Source organism: Chromobacterium phragmitis, from assembly GCF_003325475.1.
Lineage (GTDB): Bacteria > Pseudomonadota > Gammaproteobacteria > Burkholderiales > Chromobacteriaceae > Chromobacterium > Chromobacterium phragmitis.
Map to the genome: position 1 here is coordinate 1,559,005 of NZ_CP029495.1, position 24,747 is coordinate 1,583,751.

Here is a 24,747-nt window from a genome sequence, read left to right on the forward strand (position 1 = left end):
GCGGGCAGAGAGGAAACATTTGCGATCCATTGGCCACGCTTTACGCGGCTACGCCCTATGCGCCCGAGATCATGCGCGCCGCATTCGGACGCCCGGCGCTTAGAAAAAGCCCAGCTTGTCCTCGCCATAGCTGACCAGCAGATTCTTGGTCTGCTGGTAATGCTCCAGCATCATCTTGTGCGTCTCGCGGCCGATGCCGGATTGCTTGTAGCCGCCGAAAGCCGCATGCGCCGGGTAGGCGTGGTAGCAGTTGGTCCATACCCGGCCGGCCTCGATGTGGCGGCCCATGAAGAAGGCGGTGTTCATGTCGCGCGTCCACACGCCGGCGCCCAGCCCGTACAAGGTGTCGTTGGCGATGGCCAGCGCCTCGTCGCGGTCCTTGAAGGTGGTCACCGACACCACCGGCCCGAAGATTTCCTCCTGGAAGATGCGCATCTTGTTGTGGCCGTGGAACACCGTGGGCTGGATGTAGAAGCCGCCGGCCAGATCGCCATCCAGATGCGCGCGTTCGCCGCCGGCCAGCAACTGGGCGCCCTCGTCCCGGCCGATGGAAAGGTAGCTCTGGATCTTGTCCATCTGCTCGCGGGACGCCTGCGCGCCTATCATGGTGGCCGGGTCCAGCGGATTGCCCTGCTTGATGGCGGCGACGCGGGCCAGCGCTTTCTCCATGAAGCGGTCGTAGATGGACTCATGGATCAGCGCGCGGCTGGGGCAGGTGCACACCTCGCCCTGGTTCAGCGCGAACATCACGAAGCCCTCTATCGCCTTGTCGAGGAAGGCGTCGTCCTTGGCCGCTACGTCGTCGAAGAAGATATTGGGCGACTTGCCCCCCAGCTCCAGCGTCACCGGGATCAGGTTCTGGCTGGCGTACTGCATGATCAGGCGGCCGGTGCCGGTTTCGCCGGTGAAGGCGATCTTGGCGATGCGCTTGGAACTGGCCAGCGGCTTGCCGGCCTCCACGCCGAAACCGTTGACCACGTTGAGCACGCCCGGCGGCAGCAAGTCGCCCACCAGTTCCATCAGCACCAGGATGGACAGCGGCGTCTGCTCGGCCGGCTTCAGCACCACGCAGTTGCCGGCGGCCAACGCCGGCGCCAGCTTCCACGCCGCCATCAGGATGGGGAAGTTCCACGGGATGATCTGGCCCACCACGCCCAGCGGCTCGTGGAAGTGGTAGGAAACGGTGTTGGCGTCGATCTCGCCCAGGCTGCCCTCCTGCGCCCGCACGCAGGACGCGAAGTAACGGAAATGGTCGATCGCCAGCGGGATGTCGGCGGCGCGCGTTTCGCGTATCGGCTTGCCGTTGTCCCAGGTCTCCACCTCGGCCAGCAGGCCCAGATTGGCTTCCATCCGGTCGGCGATCTTGTTCAGGATGATGGCGCGCTCGGTCACCGGGGTATGGCCCCATTTGAAGCGCGCGGCATGCGCGGCGTCCAGCGCCAGCTCGATATCTTGCTCGTCGGAGCGCGGGATTTCGCACAGCGGCTTGCCGGTGATCGGCGTGACGTTCTCGAAATAGCGCCCGTTGACCGGCGGCACCCATTGGCCGCCGATATAGTTGGCGTAGCGCGCTTTCAGTTCGAATCCGGGCTTCAGGCTTTGCATCGCATTCTCCTCGTCTAGTTAGGCGGTGCGTCCAGCGGACCGGTTTGTTGCGCAAACCGCATGCCAGGATTTATCCGCATTGCATGGCAGCATCGCCAAGCGGCAGGCAGGGCGAAGCGCTAGGGGAACGCTTGCGGCGGCGCAACAAGCAACTGGGAAATCAGCCGCTTGCCGATGCGGGAAAAGCGGCCATAATCGGCGTCATTCCCCCACCAGACTGTCGCAGGCTGGCACAGCTGTCGCATGTCGACGGCACAGCCTGCAGGAGCCGCGCATGCCACCCAACGCTCGATTGCCGCTGGACGAAATCCGCCGCCGCTTCTTCGCCGGCCAGGCTTTGCCCGGCCAGGCGCTGCCGACCGACATCCTGCGCTCCTGGCAGCGCTGCCGCGGCATGGGCCTGGCCGCCGGCAGCCATGGCGGCGAGCGGCTGAGCGAAGCCGAACTGCGCGCGCGCCGCGAAGCCAACGCGGACTGGCTGGAGTCGGCGCGGCCGGCGCTGGCCGGCTTGTTCGCCCAGGCGCACGCGCAAGGACTGGCGCTAGTGGTGGCGGACAACCGTGGCTGGGTGCTGGAGCAGAGCGGAGACATAGACTTCCTCAACAAGGCGGAACGGCTGGCCCTGACCCCCGGCATGGACTGGAGCGAAGCCTCGCGCGGCACCAATGCCATCGGCACCGCGCTGGCGGCGCGGGACGGCGCACGGGTGCGCGGCGCCCAGCATTACCTGGAGCGCAACCGCTCGCTGTCCTGCGCCGCCAGCCCCGTGTTCGGCCCGCAAGGCCAGCTGCTGGGCGCGCTGGACCTCAGCGGCGCCAGCCGCAAGTTGGGCGACGCCCAGTGGATGCTGCTGCAGGCCGCCCGCGGCCAGATCGAATCCCAGCTGCTGGAAGAGGCCACGCGCGGCGGCTGGCGGCTCAGCCTGCATGCCGATCCCCGGCTGCTGGACGGTCCGGCCGCCTGCCAGCTGGTGTTCTCCGAGGACGGCAGTCTGCTCGCCGCCAACCAAGGCGGACTGGCGCTGTGCGGCCTGGAACCGGACGCCTGGCGGCCCCGCCATTTCGCCGCGCTGTTCGGCCAGAGCCTGGAGCACTGGCTGAGCCGAAACGGCGAGGCGCTGGGTTTGCTGCAAGCCGGCCCGCAGCGCTTCTCCGCCCGGCTGCGGCCGCCCCGCCGCCGCGGCGCGCCATCCCGGCCGACGCCGGCGCCCCATGATTCGACGCCGACGCTGGACGGCCTGCCTAACCCGCTGTTCGCCAGCGCGCTGAAACTGCTGGAGGCGGACATCCCGGTGCTGATCCTGGGCGAAACCGGCACCGGCAAGGACAGGCTGGCGCGGGCGCTGCACGCGGCCAGCAGCCGCCAGGCCGCGCCCTTCGTCGCCATCAACTGCGCGGCCATTCCCGAAGGCTTGATCGAGGCAGAGCTGTTCGGCTACCAGCCCGGCGCCTACACCGGCGCCAGCCGCCAGGGCGGCAAGGGCCGGCTGCGCGAAGCCGACGGCGGCGTGCTGTTTCTGGACGAGATAGGCGACATGCCGCCAAACCTGCAGGCGCGGCTGCTCAGAGCGCTGCAGGACAGGGAAGTGACGCCGCTGGGCGGCGGACCCGCGCGGCGAATCGACATCCGCCTGATCTGCGCCACCCATCGCGACCTGCGCGCGCGCGTGGCGGATGGCGGCTTCCGCGCCGACCTCTACTACCGTCTGTGCCATTACCCGCTGGCGCTGCCGCCCTTGCGCGAGCGCGGCGACGCGGCGGCGATCGCCCAGGCCATGCTGGACGGCATGGGCGCGGCCAAGCGCGGCATCTACTTGTCGCCGGAATTGGCGCGAGCCATCCGCGGCTACCGCTGGCCCGGCAATCTGCGCGAACTGTCCAACCTGCTGGCCACGCTGCTGGCACTGGCCGACGACGGCGCGGCGCTGGGCCTGGCGCATCTGCCCGCCGCGCTGCGCGAGGACATGGCGGCGCAGGGTCACGCGGTGGAGGACAGCGCCATCGCCGATCTGCTGAGCCGCTGCGGCGGCAACGCCAGCGCGGCGGCGCGCGCGCTGGGCATCAGCCGCTCCACCCTGTACCGGCGGCAGGGGAAAGTGGCTAAGTAAACAATGCCGCGTTTGCCATCAGTCCGAAATCAAGCATGCCAAGCTGCGGTCAAAAGCATGCCGCCGCTCATGTTCCAACAACCACTGCTTGCGGGCCAAGCCGCCGCCATATCCTGTCAGCGATCCATCCTTGCCCAGTACGCGGTGACAGGGAACGACGATGGCCACGCGGTTGGCCCCATTGGCGCGCGCCACGGCTCGCGCGGCCTCCGGCCTTCCGAGTCTCTCCGCCTGCCCGGCATAGCTGGCTGTTCCGCCATATGGAATGGTTTGCAAAGCCTGCCAGACTGACTGTTGAAACTCGCTGCCGGGCGTATCAAGCGCCAGCGTGAACCGGGAGCGCGTGCCAGCGAAATATTCCCCGACTTGACGCTCGGCCTGCCGCGTATGCCGGTTTTCGCCGGCAAGAATGCGCGCCCGCAAAAGCCGTTGCAGATCGCTCAGCTCAGTTTCCAGCATCTTGCGATCGACAAATTCCATCAGGCAGATTCCGCGCTCGCTAGCGCAGACGAACATGGGCCCCAGAGGCGTAGTGAAACGGTGAATGAGGATGATCTGGGCCGCCGCAGTCGGCGCGCGTCCTGTCAGCTTCTTGCAGGTGTAGCCAAAACCGCTAAGAGAGTCGTACCCGCTATCCAGGGCGGCATCGGTAGCGCAACGGCCCTCTTTCAACTCCGCCAAAGCCGAGTTGATCCGCAAAGAACGCTGGAAAGCCTGAAAGCTCATTCCATAATGCTGCTGAAACCAGCGCCGGATCCGCTCCGGGCCGATCCCAAGCTGCCTGAGCCGCCCATCGCTCAAGCGCTCCTTCGGGTGCTGGCGTAGCCAGTTGATCGCATCGGCAACATCAGAAGGCGCGGTATAAGCGTTTTCTGTCGGTTTGCACACCTTGCAGGGCCGGTAACCGGCATCAAGCGCGTCTTTCAAATCGGTGTAGAACACCACATTTTCCCGCTTAGGCTTGCGGGCTCGACAGGTGGCGATGCAAAACACACCCGTGGTCTTCACTCCCACGTAGAAAATACCGACATGATCCGCGGCTCGCTCAAGCAAAGCGCGATAGAAGCCATCAATCTGCCGGGGGTCAGTGACCTGCATGGTCGAATACTGCCTGAAACGATTGCGCGCTCTTCACCGCCCCCAAAAGCTGCCCCAGGGTTTGCTGCATGCGCTCATACAAGAAATTACCCATGCTGATGCGTTTGACGCCCAGCCTTGCCAGCGACTGAAACGATGGCAAGCCAGGCATGCCCATCACATTCAATGGCAATGGCACATCTGCCGCTATCGCCGCGATATCGGCCTCATCCGTCACCCCAGGCACAAATAAACCGTCTGCGCCGCCGGCGGCATAAAGCCGCCCGCGCGCAATGCTCTCTTGGCACGCATTTTCCATTCCAAGAAGATACGCATCGGTGCGCGCATTCAAGAACATCTCCACGCCGCCCGCCAGCAAGCCGGACCGTATCTCGCGCACGCGCCGGGAGAACGCCGCAGCCGCAACCATCTCCCTCCGACCATTGCGCGTTATGCTGTCTTCCAGATTGACCCCCGCCACGCCCATCTCCGCCAATCTGCATAAGTTGGCCACGATAGCCTCGGCGTTCTCGCCATAGCCCGCTTCCATATCAACGGTCAGCGGCAATCTGCTTGCCGTCCGCAAGCGAGCGGTCAGATCAAGGAGCTCGGAAAATCTCATACCCTCGCCATCGGGATAGCCCAGCATGTCGGAGATGGCGGCGCTGGAGGTGCCGATGGCGGCATAGCCTGCTGCCTCTGCCGCATGCGCGCTGGCAGCGTCCCAAACGTTGGCAAGCAGCAACGGTTCGACTTGATAATGCAGTTGGGCGAAGTCCATGACAGGCTCCTGTATTGAATACGGCGCCAGTATGTCTGCCCGGTCTTCCCCCCACAACCGAAAACCGGACAAGTATTTTGCCGGCCGACATGGCCGACCATGTACTGAAACCTGCGTGCGCAAACGCCATTGATCGCGCCGGAAATACCCGAAAGCGGTGCGACCGCGCATAAAAAAGGCGAGGATCGCCGATCCTCGCCTTTGCAGGGTTGCCGCTACGATCAGAAGCCGAAGGCCGCCAATTCTGCGCTAGTCAAATGCCGCCACTCGCCCGCCGGCAGATCGCCCAGGACGATGGCGCCCAGGCTTTCGCGGTGCAGCGCCTCCACCCGGTTGCTGGCCGCCGCCACCATCCGCTTCACCTGGTGGTACTTGCCCTCGGTGATGGTCAGCAAGATGGTGTGGGCGTCGAGCTGCTCCACGCTGTCGGCCGCGAACTCGCGCGCCTCGTCGTTGAGATACACGCCGCTCTGCAGCTTGGCGATCAGCTCCGGCGTCGCCTCGTGCTTCAGCGTGGCGCGGTAGACCTTGGGCACCAGTTTCTTGGGCGAGGAAAGCGCGTGGATGAACTGGCCGTCGTTGGACAACAGGATCAGCCCGGTGGTGTCCACGTCCAACCGCCCCACCGCGCTGATGTCCAGATTGGAAAACTGGTCCGGCAACAGCCGGTAGATGCTGGGATGGCAGTTCGGCTTGTGCGAGGTTTCATAATTGGCCGGCTTGTGCAGCAAGAGATACAGCGGGCCGCGCACCAGCGGCCACGGTTCGTCGTCCACCGCCAGGCTGGCGATGTCGGCCAGCTCGAACTGGGCGCGGTAGTTGTCCACCACCTCGCCGTTCACTTCCACCAGTCCGTATTCGATCAGCTGGCGGCATTCCTTGCGGCCGCCGAAGCCTTGTTGTTGCAACAGTCGATAGAGTTCCATGGCCGGATGGTAGCACGCGCGCCGCGCGCCTGCCCGGCTTGCCTGCGGCGGCCGCCAACGCCATAGTCTTCAAACAAGGGAGCCCGGGGGAAGGGAAAACATGCCTTACCAGAAATACGCGTTGCACGGCCTGGGCTGGGTGCGTTACCAGCGGCGACGCATCCTGCGCGCGGCGCTGTTCAGCGCGCTGCTGTTCGCGCCGGCGGCGGCGCTGACGCTGGCCGGCCATGGCGCGGGGATGTTCCTGTTCGCGCTGGCGGCCAATTACAGCGCATTCTGCATGATGCTGGCGCGGCGGCTGCAACCCTGGTCGCTGCTGGCGATACCCGGCCTATACCTGGCCGGCCGGCTATGCGCCGGCCAGCCGACGATCATGTTGCTCTTGCTGGCGGCGGGGCTGGCGCTGCAAGCGCTGAGCGCGCGCCGCGGCTTGCACAAGGGCGTGCAGTTCTGGCTGTTCGCGCTGCTGCTGGGAAACATGACGCCGGCGGCGGCGATTCCCCCCTGGCAAGAGGCGGCCTGGATGCTGCTGGGCGCGGCCTACGGCGGCGCGCTGGCCCGGCTGGGCATGCGGGACTGGTTTCGCGTGCTGCCGGCGGCCTCCGTCGCCGACGCGCGCCGCTACGCCTGGCATCTGCTGCCGTGGGGCCTGCTCGCCTGGCTGGCGGCCAGCTGGATGCGCGGCGCGCACGCGTGGTGGCTGCCCATCGCAGCCGTCGCCATCCCCGACCCGTCCCCCGAACGCATGCTGTGGCTGGCGCGCGAACGGACCATAGGCACGCTGGCCGGCGCCTTGCTCGGCGCCGGATTGTACTGGGCGCTGCGCGCGCTGGACGCCGCGCCCATCTGGCATGTGCTGGCCCTGGCCTCGCTTCAGGCGGCGACGTTGATCGCGATGCGGCACAGCTTCCGGGTGTTCGTCGCGCTGCTCACCGCGCTGGTGTTGTCGCTGCTGCCGCCTGGCCAGCTGGCCAGCGGCGCGCTGGAACGGGTGGAAGACACCTTGATCGCAGCCCTGCTGTTCGGCGCGCTGGCCTGGTTTCTGCGGCAGCGCAAGCCGCCGGCTCAGGACAACAGCGGCTGAAGCCGCTCGGCGACGCAAACGCGGTCGCGGCCCTGCCGCTTGGCCTGGTACAAGGCCTCGTCGGCCGCGCGCACCACGCTTTCCGCGTCTTCTCCGTGCAGCGGGCACAGCGCCAGGCCGATAGACAGCGTCACCGTCAGCGAATGGCCCATCGCCGCCACCGGTTGGCTGCTGACCATGCGCCGCAACCCTTCGGCCTTGGCGTAGGCCGCCTCCAGCGTGGCGCCGGGCAATAACACGAAGAACTCCTCCCCGCCGTAGCGGCAGACGATGTCGCCGCTGCGGAAGTGGTCGCTCAGGCAAGCGCCCAGCGCGGTCAGCACCGCGTCGCCGCAGCGGTGGCCGTAGCTATCGTTGACGCGCTTGAAGTGGTCGGCGTCCACCATCAGCACCGCCACCTCCCGATGCAGCGCCAGCATGTGCTCCAGCACCCGCGGCAGGATGTCGTCCAGGTGGCGGCGGTTGAACAGGCCGGTCAATGGATCGCGCAGCGCCTGCTCCCGCAGCCCTTGTTGCAGCTGTTCGATCTCGTCCAGATGGCGGCGCAGCGTGGCGTTGGCGTCATGCAGGCTTTGCTCCAGCCGCTTGCGCTCGCTGATGTCGTTGACGCCGTTGATCACATACCAGGTCTGCTCGCTTTTCACCATCTCGCAGGAGATCAACGCCCAGAATTGGCGGCCGCGCGCGTCGCGCAGCTTCACCTCCCGGTCTCGCACCAGCCCGTTGTCGCGCAGGGCGCGCGATACCCGGTCGCGCTCGGCCGGATCGACGTAGAAATCCTGCACCCGCAGCGGCCGCGCCGGATGCAGCTTGGCGCCGAACAATTCCTCGGCGCGGACATTGGCGTAAATCAGCTCCCCGTCCGCCAGCCGGTTCATCGCCAGCGGAAACGGCGCCGCGTCCGCCATCAGCCGCAGCCTCGCCTCGCTCTCCGCCAACTGGCGGGTGCGCTCGCCCACCTTGGCCTCCAGCGATTGCTTGGCCTGCAGCAGGCTGCGCTCCGCGTCGCGGCGCTCGGCCAGCAAGGCGCCAAACACCAGCAACGTCGCCGATTGAACGATGGCCAACACCGCGACGTTGAGCAGCGCGTGGTCGGCATCGTCCACCGCCAGCGCGCCATGGCCCAGGCGGACGCCGGCCAGCGCCGCGCCGACGATGGCCAGGGACAGACCGTGCGCCAGCGACAACCGGTCGCGGAACACCAGCCACAGCAACGGCAGGATCAGCAAATACGGCAGGATGGCGTGATAGCCGCCGCGCCCCTCTACGCCGCACCCCAGCAGCAAGGCCAGTCCCAGCGTCGCCGCGGCCAACATGGCCTCGGCGCGGCCGCCCGGGCCCTCGGCCCGGCCCAGTCGCAACAGACAGGGCGTCAAGGCCATCACCGCCGCTAGGTTGCCCATCCAGGCCTGGTAGGCATCGGCGAGCAAGGCCGCCGGATGCGCGCCTTGCTCCGGCAGCAATGCGAACGAACGGCCCAGCCCCGCCAGCGCGCTGGCAAGCAGCCCGGGGCCGAGCAGAAAAGCCAGCGCGCCGGAGACGCGTTGAAATATCGGCGGCCGTTTGCGGGCGGCCTGCGCGCCCAGCACCGCCGCCGCCGCGCCGCTGGCCGCCAACAGCAGGATATCGGCCCAGCCCAGGCCCGTTTCCCGCCAAGCCAGCCACGCCATGGCCAGCGCCGCGCCCGGCCACAGCCGCGCGCCGCCACGCAGCAGCAACGCCAGCGCGAAAGGCAGCCCCAGCTGCTGCAAGCCGGCTTGCCCAGCCGGCAGACTCCACCCCAGCAGCCAGCCCGCCCCGCCGCAGGCCGCCGCCGCGGCAAACTGTCCGCCAGCGTGCCGAGCCCACTGGCGCCAGCGCGGCCCATCAGACTGCGTAGCGTTTTCCATCGCGGCATCTATCCCAGCGCATTGAATATGCATATCAGATTAGACTGATCTTGCTTGCAAATCCATGGAATAAACGTAGCTTCTCAGGCTCAATCTTTCGTCCCGCCCAGCTACTCCATCATCCGCGACCTCGCCCGCTCCAGCGCCTGCTCCGGCGCGGCGTCCTCAGCCAGAGCCACAGCGACGCCGGCGCTCAAGCCGACATGGAGGCCGGGCGGCATGCCGGCATCGATAAGGCCCGCCTCCAGCGCCTCTTGGATGCGAGCCAGCACCACCTGCGCCTCGTTCTCGCCTGTTTCCGGCAGCAGCAAACCGAACTCCCGCTGCGCCAGCCTGCCGGCGATGTCGCTCTCGCGTATCGCAGCGACAATGGACTGAGCGACGATGCGCATCAGCATCTGCCCCACCAGCTGGCCGTAAGACGAGTTGAGGCGGCAGGGATCATCCGCCGCCAGCACAACCGCCGCCAGCGGCTTTTGCTGGCGAAAAGCCAGTTGCATCGTCTTGGCCCCGACATCGAAAAACATGTGCCGATTGAACAGGCGGGTGCACTCGTCCGACACCACCATCCGATACAGCGCGTCGCCGCGGAGGTGGCGACTGGAGACATCCTGCTGCAGCGCGGCGAAGTGGCTGAGTTCGCCGGCTTCGTCGAACAAGGGCAACAGATGCAGACGGGCCCAGTATGGCGTGCCGCTGCGGTGGTAGTTGAGCAGCTCCACCGTGGTCTCCCTGCCGTCGCGCAACGCCGAACTCAGTTGCAGCAGCGCGGCCGGATCGGTCTGCGGCCCCTGCAGCGCCCGCGGCGAGCGGCCCAGCAACTCGCAGGCGGCGTAGCCGCTCAGCCGGCACATGGCGGGATTGACATAAACGATGATGGGGCCGGGCGGCTGCAACGGCGCCACCTCGGTCACCATCACCGCGTCCTGGGCATGGTCGACGATCTGGCGGAACAGATTGAGCTGGAAAGGCATGGCGGCGGCCTGCGGCGGCAAGCGAGATGCTTTATTGATAGCAGCCGCGCCCCGCGCCAACCAGCGCCGCCGGCCGCGCACTCGTTTATATTACGGATGTCATGTGAACTGCCGGGAGACGGCATGCGCTATCCGGATTCGCACAAGGCCCAGACCCGCCGCCGCATCGTGGCCATGGCCGCGCTGCGCTTTCGCGCCGAAGGGCTGGCCGGCGTCGGCATCGCCAATCTGATGGCCGACCTGGGCCTGACCCACGGCGGCTTCTACGCCCATTTCGCCGGCAAGGACGAACTGGTGGCCGCCGCCTGCGGCGAGGCGCTGCGGCAAATGGCCCAGCAATGGCGGCAACGGCTGGAGAGCGCGGCAGACGGGACACGGCTGGCGGCGCTGGCCGAAGATTATCTCAGCCCCACCCACCGCGACTTTCCCGACTCCGGCTGCGCGGCGGCGGCGCTGGCCGGCGAGATCGCGCGCCAGAATCCGGCGGTCCGCCGCGACTTCGCCTCCGGACTGGAGCCCCTGATGGCCATATTGGACGACGCCCGCCGGCTCGACGGCGGCGGCATGGCGCCCGAAGCCAGCCTGGCCCTTATGGTGGGCGCGCTGCTGCTGGCGCGGGCGGTGCCGGACTCCGAGCTGTCGCGGCGCTTCCTGGATCAGGCGCGCGCCGCGCTCGCGGCTCAGCGCGGGTAGCCGCGCGGCTTCAGGCAGGCTTCCCGCGTTTCCTGCAGCAGACGCTCGAAATCGCCGCTGTCCTGCAGCGCCTTCAGGCCGCGGTTGAAACGCTCCACCAGTTCCTTGCCTTGCGCGTGCTTGCGCCAGATCACCACGTGCAGCGGCGCCGACCAGAACGAGCGGCTTTGCGGCTCCAGTTGCACCGCCTGCACCGGCGTGAAGTGATGGGCGATCAGGTAGCGGCCCACTTCCATGTCTATCGGGAACAGGTCGATGCGGCCCGCCAGCAACTTGCGCAGATTGACCAAGTCGTCGGGCGCGCTGTCCACCGACAAGGTGCCGTTCTTGGCCTCGGCGTCGAACTCGTCGGAATAGTAGTTGCCGACGGTGACGCCGACGCGGGCGCCCTTCAAATCGGCCCAACGGCTCCACTCCAGCCTGCGGCTCTTGCGCTGGTAGAACACCATGCGCGCCGACAACACCGGCAGCGTGTACAACAAGTCATGCTTACGCTCCGCCGTCGGCGCCCAGCCGAAGCTGCCATCCACCTGGCCGTTGCGGGCCGATTGCAGCGTGCGGTTGTTGGGGTAATAGCGAAAAGCGACATCGACGCCGCCGCGGGCGAAAGCTTCCTTCACCAGCCGCGACAGAATGCCGTCGTATGGCAGGCCCTGGCCCATGTACGGCGGCCATTCCTGATTGGAGAGCGTGATCTTGAGGCGTTGGGCAGCCTCAACCGGAGCCGCCAGCAACACGGCCCAGCTCAGGATACCCAGCGCCAGGCCGTGGTATCGCATTGTTTTCCCGATCTTGCAAAATGCCTGGAGCCGTCCTTGTTTTATATGCTGCGGACAGTCCCCAAGCGAGCATAACCGGCAATGCGATATGCATCAATGCGAACGCTGTCGGTGCAATTCACACCGACGCGCGCGCTCAGCGGTTTTTCGGCGGGCTGAACAGCGCGGACTTGGCCGCCGCCGGCTTGGACGAGCGCCCCTGGCCGCCGCCCTGGCCCTGGCGCGGGCCGCCGTTGCGGCCATGGCCGGCCGGCTTGCTTTCGGTCTGGTGGCGCGGCTTGGCCGGCGCGTTGCGTGGTTGGCCCTGCCCGTGGCCGTGGCGCTGGCCTTGTCCCTGGCCGCCGCGTCCCTGGCCTTGTCCGCGGCCGCGGGCGCCGCCGCCCATCGGAATCGGCTCCGGCTTGACGTTCAAGTCGGCTTCGAAGCCCGGCACGGTGAAACGCTCGATCGACATCTTGATCAGTTTCTCGATGTCGCGCAGGAAGCTGAACTCGTCGACGCACACCAGCGACAGCGCTTCGCCCGGACTGCCGGCGCGGCCGGTGCGGCCGATGCGGTGCACGTAGTCTTCCGGCACGTTGGGCAGCTCGAAGTTGACCACGTGCGGCAGCTGGTCGATGTCCAGGCCGCGCGCGGCGATGTCGGTGGCCACCAGCACTTGCAGCTCGCCGCTCTTGAAATCGGCCAGCGCGCGGGTGCGCGCATTCTGGCTCTTGTTGCCGTGGATGGCCGCGGCCGGGATGCCGATCTTGTCCAGCTTCTCGGCCAGGCGGTTGGCACCGTGCTTGGTGCGGGTAAACACCAGTACCTGGAACCAATTCTGCTCGCGGATGAGGTGGATCAACAGATCGGTCTTCTTATCCCGGTCAACCAGGTGTACCTTCTGGGTCACCAGTTCGTTGGTGGTGTTGCGGCGCGCCACTTCCACCAGCTTGGGGTTGTCCAGCAGCTTGTCGGCCAGCGTCTTGATCTCGTCGGAGAAGGTGGCCGAGAACAGCAGGTTCTGGCGCTTGGCCGGCAGCTTGGCCAGCACCTTCTTGATGTCGTGGATGAAGCCCATGTCCAGCATGCGGTCGGCTTCGTCCAATACCAGGATCTCGACGCCGGACAGGTCGACGGTCTTCTGGCCGACGTGGTCCAGCAGGCGGCCCGGCGTCGCCACCAGGATGTCCACCGGCGCGCGCAAGGCCTTGATCTGCGGATTGATGTTGACGCCGCCGAACATCACCAGCGACTTCAAGGGCAGGTATTTGCTGTAGGTGCGCACCGACTCTTCCACCTGGGCGGCCAGCTCGCGGGTCGGGGTCAGCACCAGCGCGCGCGGGCGGCCGGCATGATGGCTGGGCGAACGCATCAACAGCTGCAGCAGCGGCAGGGTGAAACCGGCGGTCTTGCCGGTGCCGGTCTGGGCCGCGGCCAACAGGTCGCCGCCTTGCAGTACCTGGGGAATCGCCTGAGCCTGAATCGGCGTCGGCGTGGTATAACCGGTGTCGGCCACCGCGCGCAGCAGCGGGTCGGCCAGGCCTAGGTCGGCGAAGGTAAGATCGGACATAATAAGCTCCTGCGACGGCCCATCGCAGGAACTGCGACCAATCCAGGCTGACGGGAAATAGAGGTTGAACGAAGATGAGAATGGCGCGCGGGACTGGTACTCGCACGAAGCGCCGCAGTTTACAGCCAATCGCCGGCGATGGGAACTCGCCGCCGCGCGCGGCCACCAAGAGCCAACGTCCGACCGCCGCCGGCGCCGGCTCGCCACTGATCGTCGTACTCAAGGATAGATTATGCCCGTAGTTCCATCTCGGCTGATTGGCTTGCTGCTGTTCGCGCCCGCGCTTGCCCTGGCCGGCAAGAGCGACCACCCGCGCCCCGGCGGCGAGGGCGCGCCTCTTGCCGCGCTGCCGCCCGTGGCCACCGACTTCCGCTGCGACCAGCCCGCCAATATGGTGGAAAGCATGGTGTGCCAGGACGATGGCCTGACCCGCCTCGACAACCGGCTGGAGAAAGTCTACGCCCAGGCGCTGAGCCAGGCCGAGCAGAGCCGCAGCGGCGCGCAGGCCAAGCTGATCGCCGAACAGAAGCGCTGGGTGAAGAGCTTGAAGGACTGCCTGAAGGACGAAGACCCGCACATGTGCCTGGGCGACACCTACATTCTGCGCATCACCCAGCTGCAGGCCACCTGGAACCTGGCGCAATCGCTGACGCCGCTGCGTTACCTGTGCAAGGGCGCGCCCGGCGCCACCATCCTCGCGACCTTCTACCGCACCCACCCGGCCACCGCCAAACTGGAGCGCGGCAACGCGATGGTGATCGTCCATCAGGGCCTGAGCGGCAGCGGCGCGCGCTACGAGGGACAGGGCGTGGAATTCTGGATCAAGGGCCGCGACGCCAGCGTCAACTGGCGCGGCGAAGCGCTGAGCTGCACCAGCCAACCCTCGCCTTGAAGGCGGACGGCGGTTAAAATCGGACGCCCTGCCGCAATGTCGCGCCGGGCGAACCCGATTCAGCGAAGACACCCCATGGCCCTGACCGCCACCATATACAAAGCCACCCTGACGCTGTCCGACATGGACCGCGGCTATTACGCCACCCACCAGCTGACCCTGGCCCAGCATCCGTCCGAAACGCTGGAGCGGATGATGCTGCGCATCGCCGCCTTCGCGCTCAACGCCAGCGAAACGCTGGCCTTCACCCGCGGCCTGTGCGCCGACGACGAGCCGGAGCTGTGGCAGAAGAATTACGCCGACGAGATCGAACTGTGGGTGGATCTGGGCGAGCCGGACGAGAAGCGGCTGAAGAAAGCCTGCTCCCGCTCCGAGCGCGTGGCGCTGTACAGCTACGGCGGCCGCGCCAGCGAGGTGTGGTGGAGCCAGAACGAGGGCAAGCTCGCCCGCCTGGACAAACTGGAAGTGTTCCGCATCGATTTCGACGCCTTGCAGGCGCTGGCTGCGCTGGCCGAGCGCAGCATGCAACTGACCGCCACCATCCAGGACGGCCAGTTGTGGATGAGCAGCGGCGATCAGTCGGTGCTGCTGGAGCCGCTGCGGCTGAAGTAAGATGCCAGCCAGTTCCCCATCCGCCGCCACAGGCCCGGCCGGACCGGCAGCCCCCCTCGGCACGCCTGCGCCAAGCGCCGCCTTTGGCGCAGGGTCTGCCCGCCGCCGCCGCCCGCCGGCAAGCGGCTGAGTATCGCCACGCCGGACGCCTCCCGGCAACTGCGGCGCAACGCGGTTCTCACGGGAATGGCCATCTCGCTCTCCTGGCGGCTTTGATTCGCCCACTCTAGGGCCGCGCGGCTCAATTTCCGGCAAAAAACGCGCCGTCCCGCATAAAGAACATATAAATTCACCCGCCCGCGCTATCATGTTCCACGTGAAACCCGCCCGGAAGCCCGCGCCATGCTGACCCTGCGCCCCGCCGCCGAAGCCGACATCCCCGTGATCGCCGCCTTGCACGCCGGCAGCTGGCGCGCGAGCTACCGCGGCATCCTGCCCGACGACTATCTGGACCGCCGCGCGGACGACGACAGGCTGGCGATCTGGCGCGGCCGCTTCGCCTCGCCGGCGCGGCTCTGGTTGCGGATCGCCTGCTGGAACGGCGAACCGGTCGGCTTCGCCTGCCTGCTGCCGGACGAGGCGCCGGAACTGGGCGTCTATCTGGACAACCTGCACGTGCGCGCCGATCAACAAGGCCGCGGCATCGGCCGGGCGTTGATGGCCGCCGCCGCGGCCGAGGCCTGCCGCGCCGCTCCGGGCCGCCCTCTCTACCTGTGGGTATACGAGCGCAACGCCGACGCCTGCGCCGTCTATGCCAGGCTGGGCGGCGAAGAGGCGGAACGCCAGGAAGTGGACACTCCCGCCGGCACCCGCGCCGTCGCGCTGCGCTTCAGCTGGCCGGACCCGGCGCGGCTCCTCCCCGCCGGGATTTGAGCGCGGGCAACACGGCGGGCCGCGCGGCGCTTACAATAAGCGCCATGCCCACCCTCAAATACCTGCCGCAATATCCGCCCGCCCTGGTTCTGCAGGCTCAGACGCTGTTCGACTCCGGCGAACTCGGCCCGCTGCTGCGCGACAAGTACCCCGATCGCCATGACGTGCAAACCGACAAGGCGCTGTATCAGTTCGTGTCCGAACTGAAGCAGCGCTATCTGAAACACGCGCCGCTGCCGGCCAAGGTGCTGTACGACAACCAGCAACATCCGCTGAAGGGCACGCTGGGCACCAACACCGCCATCTCCCGGGTGCAGGGCGGCCGACTGAAAAGCAAGAACGAAATCCGCATCGCCTCGCTGTTCCGCGAGTTGCCGCTGCCTTTTCTGCAAATGATCGCGGTGCACGAGCTGGTACGCACAAGTAATCTTATCTGCGGCGAGATGTGCAAGTTAACAAAAATGGACACCATTAGTCTTTTGCAATAGCGGTTGCCGCGGACATGGCCCAATCACAGAAAGTGTGTCCAGCGTCGACGCCACGCAGTACCATAGCGCCATGACCACGCTTCACTACCTCAACGGCTACCCCTCCGCGCTGCTCGAGCGCATCCACACCCTGCTGGAACAAGGCCAGCTCGGCACCTGGCTGGAGCACAAGTATCCGACGCGCCACGATATCCAGACCGACAAGGCACTGTACCAGTACGTGGCCGAACTGAAACAGCGCTACCTGAAAAACGCGCCCGCCGTGGCCAAGGTGCAATTCGACAACCAGCAGCATCCGGTAAAGGGCACGCTCGGCACCAACACCTTCGTGGCGCGCGTGCAGGGCGGCAAGCTGAAGAGCAAGAACGAGATCCGCATCGCCGCGCTGTTCCGCGATGCGCCGGAGGAGTTCCTGCGCATGATCGTGGTGCATGAGCTTTCACACTTAAAAGAAAAAGACCACAACAAAGCGTTCTATCAGCTGTGCTGCCATATGGAGCCGGACTACCACCAGTTGGAGTTTGATATGCGGGTGTGGCTGACCTGGCGCGAGCGCGCGTAAGTTGCTAATCGTTCCAATTGCGAATTCGTATTCCGGCCAAATACATCAGTAATTCTGATCTCAAACCCGCAAGTGATTGCATTATGTATTTCGATCAAATGCGCCACTTGTTCCTACCGTAAACTCGTCGGTGATTACGCAGTCAGTGGTACTTGCTGCTGCGATTGTTGAAGGCTGGCATTGTGCCTTCCAGTACATTAACGACATGCACATTGATCGCGGGGTTCTCGATTGCCCCCCCTAAATATGAAATCTTTGATGCATTCTTGCGATCGAATACCGACCAGATAACCTGCTCCGCATCGCACACCACCGCAAGGTTCGGGTTATGAGTGACCATTATAATCTGTCGCCGCTTCTTGGCTTCGGTCAAGACAGGGACAAGCAGACTAACAACTGTCTCGTTGTCTAGGTTCTCTTCGGGCTGATCCAGAATGATTGGGGAACGCCCCTTGTCAACGAGGAGGTAGAAAATGAGCAGCAGGGCACCACGTTGCCCAGGTGAAAGCTGTTCAATTTGAGCCTCCTGAAACAACAGAGAGTAACGTGGCTCAAGAAAAGGAAGGCCGAACAGCAAGTCGTAAACATCGCTTGCCACTTTATCTTTTCGTAAAATGGGGCCTATCCCAACAGAGTTTTTGCCGTTGGTTGCTGCAGCCACGATCTTATCGTGCAGTTGAGCAACAAAATCAAGAACGTCACCTCGCTTGTTGAAATCGAACTGTTCTGCGAGCTTCCGGATTGCTCCATAGCTTTCATCTTCGCCACGGAACTCACCCGAGTTTTGTTTGATTAGTGTGAACAGGGATGCGGCCACTACATCGGAAGAGCCGCCCAAGGTTGCTTGAAACTGAAGCTTGTATTCATCGCGAATGAGGTGATTGCTTTGAATTAAGTCCTGTACGGGCTTGAACAACTCTTCGCGTGCGCGCCGTTGAGCATCAAGAATATCGAAGATCTCGCCTGCAAGTTTGGCGCGCTGCTCGCGATGGCGGGTCAGCAGATCCGGGAGACTGTCTAGCTGTGCTATGCGTGCTTGAAGTCCCTTGAGCGTATCCGGTGCCTCCAGCGTACCCGTAAGATCCGCTAGCTTTAATTCCCAATCCTCGATTGCTTTCAAATTCTGCTGATACAAGAGTTGCGGCGCATTAAGTTTTGTTTCTAGAGCCATCTGCTCTGTCAATAGCTTCGTTTTTTCATCCTCGGCGCTTTCATTGGCAAGTTTAAGTTTCGCTTGCTCCTCATGGATGGTGGTTGCGAGCTGATCGAGCGGGTGATAATTGAGCGTCAAATTAACAAGATCACTCGCCAAGAGGCCGAGTGTGGTCAGATCCTTCGGCGTGTCATCAAGGAACTGTTTATATGAACGGTCAAGCAAGCGCAATCGCTCTCGCACGTTTTGGATGGCCTTAAGCTTTCCGGCAAGTATTAAATCATTGCTCGCATTTTTGGCAGCGGATTCTTCAATGTCTTTCAGCTTCCCCGAAATGTCCTCCAACGCGGTCGCAACCCCCTGCTGCTCAGAAGACAGCTCGGCCGCCGGCTTAGCTATAGGTGCTGGTTTTATCCTGTTGTGTTCATCGATTTGACGACTTTTTTGCGCAAGTAGCTCTTGTAAGGTGCCTCGCACTTCAGGCTGAAGCTGATCCTCAAATCCGGATATTTCCTGATTGAGCCTCCGCAGGTCTTTCCGGAATTCGATGAGCTGGTGCCGAAAGCCGCTTTCCTGCTGTTCAATAAGCTGGTCGAAATCGAGAGCACCGAGGCGAATTGCATCGCTTGCATGAGAAAAAATTACAGCTCTCAACTCATTCTCGAAAGCGTTCGAACGCCCAGATGCATGGGCATTACACAAATCCTCGAAGTGCCCTTGAGGGATATAGCGGACGAGTTCTACCTTGTCTTCTGGTGGGTCATCATTCAGATTGCGCTCCTCCGTGCGTGCATCAAGCCATTCGAGTGTCGCGACAAAGTTTTTCGCAGGATCGCCAGATTTACCTCTGAATCGTTCTTTCTTGAGAAAAGAAAAGTGGGCCTTCTGTCGTGAATTTCCCAATAGCGCAATAACATCAGCCAATGCACTTTTCCCACTACCCTTGTTCCCTATGATTGCCACGAGATCGGGGTTCAGAGGAAGGTTCGTTCCATCAAGCCATGAACTGGTAATCGCTGCTCCAGGTATTTTGGCTATCACCACTCTGTCAATGAAAAACGTTTTGTTCTCGACAATCTCGACTTGCTTGTGAGGACGCTCACCAATGAAGGAACGCTTTGCTGGTTCCATGATGGCCTGGAGTAGGCCACGAAAGGATGGATCAGCTTTGATCCAGGTTGCTTTTCCTGAGGGGAAATCGCCGTAACCTCGTTTGTTGTTATCCCCCTTTACGCCAACAAAACAATGCGCATCACTTCCTGACACAACTAGTCGTGGTACGTTGCCAAGCCCTTGCTGGAAGCTTTTTATAAATTTTGCATTCCCAGGGGTAACCTCCCCAACAAAGGCTCCGCGAAGATCAAGATTACGCGACTCGAAGATTGGCGATGTTTTACACAGACCAATGAAATAGGCGTAGTGGTCCTGCCACTTAACTTCTGCGAGGCCGTCACTCGTGTCGTAAGGCATGAAACCAATCGCATGCCCGTTGGGCACTTTCGCTATCGCAGTCTTATAACTATCGCAGTTTATCTCCGCAATCATTGACCCAGCCAGGAGTGCTTTTTCTTGGTCCGCATCAATCTCATCCTTCTTGTATCCGTGGACTTTCAACTTGTCTTCTGTGACGGTACGGGCGAGCAATACCAAGGATGCGTCAGATAAAGGCCGTGATATAACTTCGACCTGGAGAGCTGCTTTGAAATCTTGAAGAATCTGATCATCAACTTCATCGGAGAACAGTACATGCGCGTTGAGGCGAGTGTCCATCGGCGCCATAAGCCGCAGTTCGATACCAGGAAAGACGGTCTTTGTCAGTTGCGGTGCACCAGCCTCCTTCAAGCGTCGCCGAAGGGCAAACCATCCATCAAATGTCCAATAGTCCATTAAGGCAAATACTGCAGGCTCGGCTGCATTGAGTGCGGCAATCATCTCGTCAACAAGTGCGCGGTTCTCAGCGGAGTTGGGGTCCGCGTTAAATTTTTTCCCCTTCCAGTGAAAGGAAGCTGGGGTATGGATATGCAAATCCCACTGCCGCCATTCGGAGCCGCGCTGAAACAGATTTTTTCTTGCATCCATGTGCTATATCTCTCTACGCCTTTTTGTTTTGACTGAACCCAAGATAGAGGTCCGGCTGTATCAGTGCTGCTGGTATCTGCAGTGCGCTGCCCGTCCAGAGGCCATCTAACACCATTAGAACGGTACTGTTTCTTCGAAATCAGGTAACTGGAAAGCTTTTTGGAGCTCAGTCAGTCTTGTAAGAAGCTCGTCAAAGGTTATTACCACAACATCCGACAAGGCATTCCTGACCAATTCAAACGATTTTTTCTGTTGATGCTCTTGAGGTGTCACGCCGGCAATAATGATGCAACGCACCGCAAAGCTGTGGATATCATAGCGATTCATGGCGTTCTTCATGACTGGCAGTTCGCTTTGCAGCCTAAAGCGCTGATCCAATACCTGAGCAATAGCTCCACCTAAATCAGTAGATGGGCCGTATATATCATCCCCCCTATAAGGGGTTCTTCCGAGCAGTTCAGTATCAGGCTTCTTGATCTCAATCAGGGCAAGGTTTCCCGTGGAGACTGACGCACATAGAAAATCGGTAACTTTACCCCCGCTTCCATTGAGTCGCTTGCCGCCCGCATATGCCTGTCCTTGAACCACCATCGCAGGGATGGCAAACGCCAAGTTGAGGATGAAAGGGTTCGCTAGAAAGAAATTCTGCCACTTACTCTCAGCGAGCCCTCCTTCAAGCATTTCTTGATAGCGATTGATTAATTGTTTTAACGTAACAAGCTCGATATCGCTTTTTAACGCCAACAGCGTGTGTGCATCCGTTTCGGCCATCGCTGCCACACTGTCCTGTACCATCCTAATGGCGGCACGTCGATCTCGTTTGGAAAGAACAGCATGATCACGCCCGCCATTGGTCATTTCCGCTATCGCATCAGGCCTTAGCTTTTTGTTTTGGACTGGGAACTGTGCCGGGTCGGCTGCATGCAATAAAGTATGATAAGTGCTGAACTGCTTATCCCTACGGGCATCCCTCTGATAGCGAGATGCTATGCGGTTCAGTTCTTTTCTCAGTTCGTGAAATCGTCTTTCGCCGAGAATGTAAAGTGGAGGATCAAGCTTGGCATCATTTCCCCCATGGATCACCAAGGTGCTAACGCCCTCAATCTCGGCAACTGTCTCGCAAATCTGTCGATACTCCCAGAGAAGACCAAGACCGAACCGGAAATCCTTGGCGAATCCATCTGGCAGCTCCTCAAGCAGTTCAACAACCTCGTCGGTAGTCGTCGGTAGTTGGTAAGGCCCGACTTTCCTGCGACAGATGATGATGCGCTTAAGTGTGTCGTATTTTGGGAGCAAGTAGTCATCCCTATCCTGTCTGACATTGAGTGGCCAGATAGTCATCTCGTCAGGCGTCACATAAAGCAGCAATTCCTTGGGTGAATCGAGCGTGTGCTGTTCGGCAGGGACGTCAGTAAAGAAGACGTAAACTCCTCCATCCTCTTCCTTCTCGGCAGATTCAACGACCAAGAACGGGCCACCATCTGCGCGCTCGCGCTGATTGAAGGCTGAGGGTCTGAGCGAAGCCATTATCTATCCTTGATCGATTGCATGACGTTATTCTTTTACCATTATCTGATCAACTGCACTGCATCACAGTGACCACAGGCTTCCACCACTCCCGTTCTTGCCTGTGCGCAACACACATGCCGCCACTAGGTGAGCCAGACTCTCTTGCACAAAGAACAATTGCTATTGAGACGAACACCCAAGGAATGGAGACACTCTGAGGGCACAGTTAAGACCCGCTAACAAAACCTGTCGACAAATCGCAGACATATCAATGAGAAAGCCAGCTTGAGCAAGGCGTAATGCGTATCCAGCCGCCGTTCGAAGCGGATGCGCAACTTGCCGAAGCCAGCTAGCCAAGAATGGGTACGTTCTACCACCCAGCGGTGGCGACCTAGTCTCTCGCTGCTTTCCACCCCGCGCCGAGCAATTCGCACCAAGATTCCGCGTCGGCTCAGGTGTGCACGACAACGGCGGTAGTCATAGCCTTTGTCAGCATGCAGCTTGTAAGGCTTTTGTCTGGGCCGTCCTGGCAAGCCAGGAACGGCAGGAATCGCATCGACCAAAGTTTCGAAGACCATGGAGTCGTGCCGATTGGCGCCGGTAATGCTCAGCGCCAATGGCAAACCTCGGCGATCTACGATGATGTGCCGTTTGCTGCCGCATTTACCTCGATCGGTGGGGTTGGGGCCGGTCTCTTGGCCCCCCGGGGGCTGGCAACGCTAGCCCCATCAATGCTGGCCCGGCTCCAATCAATTTGATCGTGTTGGCGCAGTTGTATCAGCAGAGCCAGGTGTAGGCGGTCCCAAATGCCTTGCGCTTGCCAATCCCGCAGCCTTCGCCAGCAGGTCATCCCGCTGCCAAAACCGAGTTCCTGCGGGAGGTCCTCCCAAGGAATGCCGGTAGTGAGAACAAACAAGATGCCGTTGAGGGCAGCAAAATCATCCAGCCGCGGCCTCCCACCCCGGCGGGAACGCGGCGGCGGAGAGAGTAGCGGCTGCAATGACTTCCAGAGCTTCTGGCTGATGACTTTTCGTTGCATCTTCGCCAGGTGAGGGCATACGCATCTGGCATCAAGAGGTTTTGTTAGCGGCTCTTAGCCTAGGCCGGCAGCCCTCGCTGCGCCACACTATGACCGTCGGCAAGAAAAATGGACAGCTAGGCCACCAATAGTCCATTTCGTAGAATATTTAATGGACAAGCATCGGAGCTTTGACTCATTGATTTTATGTAGTTTTTATTTGTCCATTTCAAGATTACTTGGAAGTAAAATGGCCCACCTGAAAGTGCGCGACCATGACAAGGCCTTCTACCAGCTGTGCCAACACATGCTGCCGAATTACCACCAGTTGGAATTCGACTTGCGGCTGTGGCTGAACTGGCGCGAGCACCACGCGGACTGATCGCCGCCACTCATACTCCAAAAGAATAACAAAACAATTACTTATTATTTTTCAACATATTCAAGCCGCGCTACAGTCGGACCATCGTCTCCCGCGAGTCCGCCATGTTCGCCACCCTGCAACCGTTCGACCTGATCATCCAGTCCGGCTGGAACAATTCCGGCCCCCGCCATTGGCAAAGCCACTGGCAGCGCAGGCTGCGCGCGCGCCGCGTCGACAACGCCGACTGGACCAGGCCCATGCTGGAGGAGTGGATGGATGGGCTGGACGCGGCGCTGGACCGCTGCGCCAAGCCGGCGCTGGTGATCGCCCACAGCTTGGGCTGCGTCGCGGTCGCCCACTACGCGCAGCGCCGCCCCGAACGCATCGCCGGCGCGCTACTGGTGGCGCCGGCCGACGTGGAGCGCGCGTTCGCCCCAGCCGAACTGATGAACTTCGCGCCGGTGCCGCGCCGGCCGCTGCCTTTCCCGGCCAAGATCGTCGCCAGCAGCAACGACCCGTATTGCAAGACCGCGCGCGCCGCCCGGCTGGCCGGTTACTGGCAGGCCCCCATCACCTGGCTGCAGCATGCCGGCCACATCAATGCGGACTCCGGCCACCATCATTGGGAGGAAGGCTGGCCGCTGCTGCGCCAGCTCGCCTGGCGCGCGCGACGGCATCTGGAAACCAGGATGGTCTCGACAGCGACTGGATGAGCTAGACTGATACCAGTCAGACTCTCGTCCGTCCCGCCATGCAAGCTTCGCGCGTTTTCCTGCCAGCCCTGGCCCTGCTGGCCTTCGCAGCCCCAGCCCCCGCCGCCGGGCTATCCCGCATCGGCATCTCGCTGGGCGCGCTGGACAATCCGTTTTATCAAGCGCTGGCGCGCGGCGCGATCCAGGCCGCGCACCGGCTCAACCCGGCGGTTCGCATCACCTCGCAGTCGGCCAATTTCACGCTGGCGCAGCAGGAGCGGCAATTGCGCCAGCTGATCGACGACAAGGTAGACTTGATCCTGCTGGGCGCGGCCGACAGCCGCGCGGTGGCGCCGCTGGTGCGCCAGGCGCGGGCGGCCGGCATCACCGTGGTGGCGGTGGATGTGGATGCCAGCGACGTGGATGGCACCGTCAAGTCCGACAACCACCAGGCCGGCGAAATCGTCTGCCGCTATCTGGCCAAACGCCTGAACGGCCGCGGCACGCTGCTGATACAAGGCGGCCCACCGGTGTCCTCGGTCAGCGACCGCATCTCCGGCTGCCGCGCCGCGCTGGCCGCCTTCCCCCACATCCGGCCGGAGACCGGCGGCAACGGCCTGGGCTCCAGCCTGGGCGGACAGCGCGCGATGCAGGACGACCTGGCCCGGTTGCCCCGGCCCAATGCCGTGTTCGCCATCAACGACCGCCAGGCGCTGGGGGCGGAAAAGGCGCTGCGCGCGGCCGGCGCCAGCCAGGTGATGATCGGTTCAGTGGACGGTTCGCCCGACATCGAGCGCGCGCTGCGCCTCCCCGGATTGATCGTCGCCTCCGCCAGCCAATCGCCATACAAGATAGGACGCGAAGCGGTTCGGCTGGGCGTCAGGCTGCGCGGCGGCGACGCGTCCACGCGGCTGGTGACCGTTCCGGTTGCGCTGGTGACGCGCGACAACCTGTCCCGCTACCAGGGCTGGCAAGCCGCGATGCCCGCGCCCGACAAACCCTGACCGCATTGACTTTGACCTGGCAGCCCGGCGGTGT

The 24,747-nt window shown here is 62.9% G+C and carries 23 protein-coding genes; 11 read left to right on the top strand and 12 right to left on the bottom strand.

What is annotated here, in order from left to right:
• Positions 1 to 99 precede the first annotated feature (99 nt).
• Positions 100 to 1,605 (bottom strand): aldehyde dehydrogenase, encoded by a 1,506-nt coding sequence (gene adh, locus DK842_RS07360; protein WP_114060871.1) that lies wholly within the window; start codon positions 1,603 to 1,605, stop codon positions 100 to 102.
• Between the two features lie 274 nt (positions 1,606 to 1,879).
• Between adh and DK842_RS07365 the strand changes: the two genes are divergently transcribed.
• Positions 1,880 to 3,712, top strand: coding sequence for a sigma-54-dependent Fis family transcriptional regulator (locus tag DK842_RS07365; protein ID WP_232538626.1), 1,833 nt, complete (start codon positions 1,880 to 1,882; stop codon positions 3,710 to 3,712).
• 18 nt (positions 3,713 to 3,730) lie between these two features.
• Here the strand turns inward: DK842_RS07365 and DK842_RS07370 are convergent, their stop codons facing one another.
• From DK842_RS07370 to DK842_RS07380, 3 genes are all read right to left on the bottom strand, one after another.
• A complete protein-coding gene (locus DK842_RS07370) occupies positions 3,731 to 4,810 on the bottom strand; it encodes a bifunctional transcriptional activator/DNA repair enzyme AdaA (protein WP_114060872.1) in 1,080 nt (359 codons plus the stop codon).
• Positions 4,797 to 5,570, bottom strand: coding sequence for an isocitrate lyase/PEP mutase family protein (locus DK842_RS07375; protein ID WP_114060873.1), 774 nt, complete (start codon positions 5,568 to 5,570; stop codon positions 4,797 to 4,799). Before DK842_RS07375 ends, DK842_RS07370 begins: the two co-directional genes overlap by 14 nt.
• 221 nt (positions 5,571 to 5,791) lie before the next feature.
• Entirely contained in the window at positions 5,792 to 6,496 is a 705-nt protein-coding gene (locus DK842_RS07380; RefSeq protein ID WP_114060874.1) for a pseudouridine synthase, read from the bottom strand.
• Positions 6,497 to 6,596: 100 nt separating this feature from the next.
• Between DK842_RS07380 and DK842_RS07385 the strand changes: the two genes are divergently transcribed.
• The gene (locus tag DK842_RS07385) at positions 6,597 to 7,580 is read left to right on the top strand and encodes an FUSC family protein (protein ID WP_114060875.1); all 984 of its coding nucleotides are present in this window, start codon (positions 6,597 to 6,599) and stop codon (positions 7,578 to 7,580) included.
• Here the strand turns inward: DK842_RS07385 and DK842_RS07390 are convergent.
• Together DK842_RS07390 and DK842_RS07395 are read right to left on the bottom strand one after the other, a co-directional pair.
• A complete protein-coding gene (locus tag DK842_RS07390) occupies positions 7,562 to 9,469 on the bottom strand; it encodes a sensor domain-containing diguanylate cyclase (RefSeq protein ID WP_168194836.1) in 1,908 nt (635 codons plus the stop codon). The genes DK842_RS07385 and DK842_RS07390 overlap by 19 nt on opposite strands.
• 110 nt (positions 9,470 to 9,579) lie before the next feature.
• Positions 9,580 to 10,464, bottom strand: a complete 885-nt coding sequence (locus tag DK842_RS07395; RefSeq protein WP_114060877.1) for a diguanylate cyclase domain-containing protein — start codon at positions 10,462 to 10,464, stop codon at positions 9,580 to 9,582.
• 102 nt (positions 10,465 to 10,566) lie between these two features.
• On the opposite strand from DK842_RS07395, the gene DK842_RS07400 reads away from it, so the two are divergent.
• Positions 10,567 to 11,136 carry a TetR/AcrR family transcriptional regulator gene (locus tag DK842_RS07400; protein ID WP_114060878.1) on the top strand — a complete coding sequence of 190 codons (570 nt, stop codon included), beginning with the start codon at positions 10,567 to 10,569 and terminating at the stop codon, positions 11,134 to 11,136.
• On the opposite strand, the gene DK842_RS07405 is transcribed toward DK842_RS07400, so the two are convergent.
• Both DK842_RS07405 and DK842_RS07410 read right to left on the bottom strand, forming a co-directional pair.
• A complete protein-coding gene (locus DK842_RS07405; RefSeq protein WP_198414653.1) occupies positions 11,124 to 11,915 on the bottom strand; it encodes a substrate-binding periplasmic protein in 792 nt (263 codons plus the stop codon). The two genes, DK842_RS07400 and DK842_RS07405, sit on opposite strands and share 13 nt — an antisense overlap.
• A 136-nt stretch (positions 11,916 to 12,051) precedes the next feature.
• Positions 12,052 to 13,467: a DEAD/DEAH box helicase gene (locus DK842_RS07410; RefSeq protein WP_114060879.1), complete on the bottom strand. Its 1,416-nt coding sequence runs from the start codon at positions 13,465 to 13,467 to the stop codon at positions 12,052 to 12,054.
• A 232-nt stretch (positions 13,468 to 13,699) separates the two neighbouring features.
• Between DK842_RS07410 and DK842_RS07415 the strand changes: the two genes are divergently transcribed.
• The gene (locus DK842_RS07415) at positions 13,700 to 14,359 is read left to right on the top strand and encodes an MliC family protein (RefSeq protein ID WP_114060880.1); all 660 of its coding nucleotides are present in this window, start codon (positions 13,700 to 13,702) and stop codon (positions 14,357 to 14,359) included.
• Positions 14,360 to 14,434: 75 nt separating this feature from the next.
• Positions 14,435 to 14,971: a YaeQ family protein gene (locus tag DK842_RS07420; protein WP_114060881.1), complete on the top strand. Its 537-nt coding sequence runs from the start codon at positions 14,435 to 14,437 to the stop codon at positions 14,969 to 14,971.
• On the opposite strand, the gene DK842_RS07425 is transcribed toward DK842_RS07420, so the two are convergent.
• Complete coding sequence (locus DK842_RS07425; RefSeq protein WP_114060882.1) at positions 14,935 to 15,165, bottom strand: hypothetical protein; 231 nt, start codon at positions 15,163 to 15,165, stop codon at positions 14,935 to 14,937. The two genes, DK842_RS07420 and DK842_RS07425, sit on opposite strands and share 37 nt — an antisense overlap.
• A gap of 148 nt (positions 15,166 to 15,313) precedes the next feature.
• Here DK842_RS07425 and DK842_RS07430 point away from each other — a divergent pair, with 148 nt between their 5' ends.
• From DK842_RS07430 to DK842_RS07440, 3 genes are all read left to right on the top strand, one after another.
• Positions 15,314 to 15,844, top strand: coding sequence for a GNAT family N-acetyltransferase (locus tag DK842_RS07430; protein ID WP_114060883.1), 531 nt, complete (start codon positions 15,314 to 15,316; stop codon positions 15,842 to 15,844).
• Positions 15,845 to 15,888: 44 nt separating this feature from the next.
• Positions 15,889 to 16,332 (top strand): M48 family metallopeptidase, encoded by a 444-nt coding sequence (locus DK842_RS07435; RefSeq protein WP_198414654.1) that lies wholly within the window; start codon positions 15,889 to 15,891, stop codon positions 16,330 to 16,332.
• 70 nt (positions 16,333 to 16,402) lie between these two features.
• Complete coding sequence (locus DK842_RS07440) at positions 16,403 to 16,894, top strand: YgjP-like metallopeptidase domain-containing protein (RefSeq protein WP_114063664.1); 492 nt, start codon at positions 16,403 to 16,405, stop codon at positions 16,892 to 16,894.
• A gap of 142 nt (positions 16,895 to 17,036) precedes the next feature.
• Here DK842_RS07440 and DK842_RS07445 read toward each other — a convergent pair whose 3' ends face one another.
• The 3 genes from DK842_RS07445 to DK842_RS07455 form a co-directional block, all read right to left on the bottom strand.
• Positions 17,037 to 20,126: a TrlF family AAA-like ATPase gene (locus DK842_RS07445; RefSeq protein ID WP_114060884.1), complete on the bottom strand. Its 3,090-nt coding sequence runs from the start codon at positions 20,124 to 20,126 to the stop codon at positions 17,037 to 17,039.
• A gap of 114 nt (positions 20,127 to 20,240) precedes the next feature.
• Positions 20,241 to 21,653: a Shedu immune nuclease family protein gene (locus DK842_RS07450; protein ID WP_114060885.1), complete on the bottom strand. Its 1,413-nt coding sequence runs from the start codon at positions 21,651 to 21,653 to the stop codon at positions 20,241 to 20,243.
• Between the two features lie 218 nt (positions 21,654 to 21,871).
• Positions 21,872 to 22,674 (bottom strand): IS5 family transposase gene (locus tag DK842_RS07455; RefSeq protein ID WP_114060661.1). Its coding sequence is split into 2 segments (ribosomal slippage): positions 21,872 to 22,347 and positions 22,347 to 22,674, totalling 804 coding nucleotides; the frame shifts between segments, so codons are not numbered across the junction.
• Positions 22,675 to 22,903: 229 nt separating this feature from the next.
• Here DK842_RS07455 and DK842_RS23880 point away from each other — a divergent pair.
• The 3 genes from DK842_RS23880 to DK842_RS07470 all read left to right on the top strand — a co-directional run bounded on the left by DK842_RS23880 (position 22,904) and on the right by DK842_RS07470 (position 24,713).
• Positions 22,904 to 23,035, top strand: coding sequence for a DUF45 domain-containing protein (locus DK842_RS23880; protein ID WP_232538627.1), 132 nt, complete (start codon positions 22,904 to 22,906; stop codon positions 23,033 to 23,035).
• A 104-nt stretch (positions 23,036 to 23,139) separates the two neighbouring features.
• Positions 23,140 to 23,730, top strand: a complete 591-nt coding sequence (locus DK842_RS07465) for an alpha/beta hydrolase (RefSeq protein ID WP_114060887.1) — start codon at positions 23,140 to 23,142, stop codon at positions 23,728 to 23,730.
• A gap of 38 nt (positions 23,731 to 23,768) precedes the next feature.
• Positions 23,769 to 24,713: a substrate-binding domain-containing protein gene (locus tag DK842_RS07470; RefSeq protein WP_114060888.1), complete on the top strand. Its 945-nt coding sequence runs from the start codon at positions 23,769 to 23,771 to the stop codon at positions 24,711 to 24,713.
• Positions 24,714 to 24,747: the final 34 nt, after the last annotated feature.

What these genes read in the sequence shown, in the direction of transcription:
- adh (WP_114060871.1), bottom strand. Translation starts at nt 1,605, where the DNA reads ATGCAAAGCCTGAAGCCCGGATTCGAACTGAAAGCGCGCTACGCCAAC.
- DK842_RS07365 (WP_232538626.1), top strand. Translation starts at nt 1,880, where the DNA reads ATGCCACCCAACGCTCGATTGCCGCTGGACGAAATCCGCCGCCGCTTC.
- DK842_RS07370 (WP_114060872.1), bottom strand. Translation starts at nt 4,810, where the DNA reads ATGCAGGTCACTGACCCCCGGCAGATTGATGGCTTCTATCGCGCTTTG.
- DK842_RS07375 (WP_114060873.1), bottom strand. Translation starts at nt 5,570, where the DNA reads ATGGACTTCGCCCAACTGCATTATCAAGTCGAACCGTTGCTGCTTGCC.
- DK842_RS07380 (WP_114060874.1), bottom strand. Translation starts at nt 6,496, where the DNA reads ATGGAACTCTATCGACTGTTGCAACAACAAGGCTTCGGCGGCCGCAAG.
- DK842_RS07385 (WP_114060875.1), top strand. Translation starts at nt 6,597, where the DNA reads ATGCCTTACCAGAAATACGCGTTGCACGGCCTGGGCTGGGTGCGTTAC.
- DK842_RS07390 (WP_168194836.1), bottom strand. Translation starts at nt 9,469, where the DNA reads ATGGAAAACGCTACGCAGTCTGATGGGCCGCGCTGGCGCCAGTGGGCT.
- DK842_RS07400 (WP_114060878.1), top strand. Translation starts at nt 10,567, where the DNA reads ATGCGCTATCCGGATTCGCACAAGGCCCAGACCCGCCGCCGCATCGTG.
- DK842_RS07405 (WP_198414653.1), bottom strand. Translation starts at nt 11,915, where the DNA reads ATGCGATACCACGGCCTGGCGCTGGGTATCCTGAGCTGGGCCGTGTTG.
- DK842_RS07410 (WP_114060879.1), bottom strand. Translation starts at nt 13,467, where the DNA reads ATGTCCGATCTTACCTTCGCCGACCTAGGCCTGGCCGACCCGCTGCTG.
- DK842_RS07415 (WP_114060880.1), top strand. Translation starts at nt 13,700, where the DNA reads ATGCCCGTAGTTCCATCTCGGCTGATTGGCTTGCTGCTGTTCGCGCCC.
- DK842_RS07420 (WP_114060881.1), top strand. Translation starts at nt 14,435, where the DNA reads ATGGCCCTGACCGCCACCATATACAAAGCCACCCTGACGCTGTCCGAC.
- DK842_RS07425 (WP_114060882.1), bottom strand. Translation starts at nt 15,165, where the DNA reads ATGGCCATTCCCGTGAGAACCGCGTTGCGCCGCAGTTGCCGGGAGGCG.
- DK842_RS07430 (WP_114060883.1), top strand. Translation starts at nt 15,314, where the DNA reads ATGCTGACCCTGCGCCCCGCCGCCGAAGCCGACATCCCCGTGATCGCC.
- DK842_RS07435 (WP_198414654.1), top strand. Translation starts at nt 15,889, where the DNA reads ATGCCCACCCTCAAATACCTGCCGCAATATCCGCCCGCCCTGGTTCTG.
- DK842_RS07440 (WP_114063664.1), top strand. Translation starts at nt 16,403, where the DNA reads ATGACCACGCTTCACTACCTCAACGGCTACCCCTCCGCGCTGCTCGAG.
- DK842_RS07445 (WP_114060884.1), bottom strand. Translation starts at nt 20,126, where the DNA reads ATGGATGCAAGAAAAAATCTGTTTCAGCGCGGCTCCGAATGGCGGCAG.
- DK842_RS07450 (WP_114060885.1), bottom strand. Translation starts at nt 21,653, where the DNA reads ATGGCTTCGCTCAGACCCTCAGCCTTCAATCAGCGCGAGCGCGCAGAT.
- DK842_RS23880 (WP_232538627.1), top strand. Translation starts at nt 22,904, where the DNA reads ATGGCCCACCTGAAAGTGCGCGACCATGACAAGGCCTTCTACCAGCTG.
- DK842_RS07465 (WP_114060887.1), top strand. Translation starts at nt 23,140, where the DNA reads ATGTTCGCCACCCTGCAACCGTTCGACCTGATCATCCAGTCCGGCTGG.
- DK842_RS07470 (WP_114060888.1), top strand. Translation starts at nt 23,769, where the DNA reads ATGCAAGCTTCGCGCGTTTTCCTGCCAGCCCTGGCCCTGCTGGCCTTC.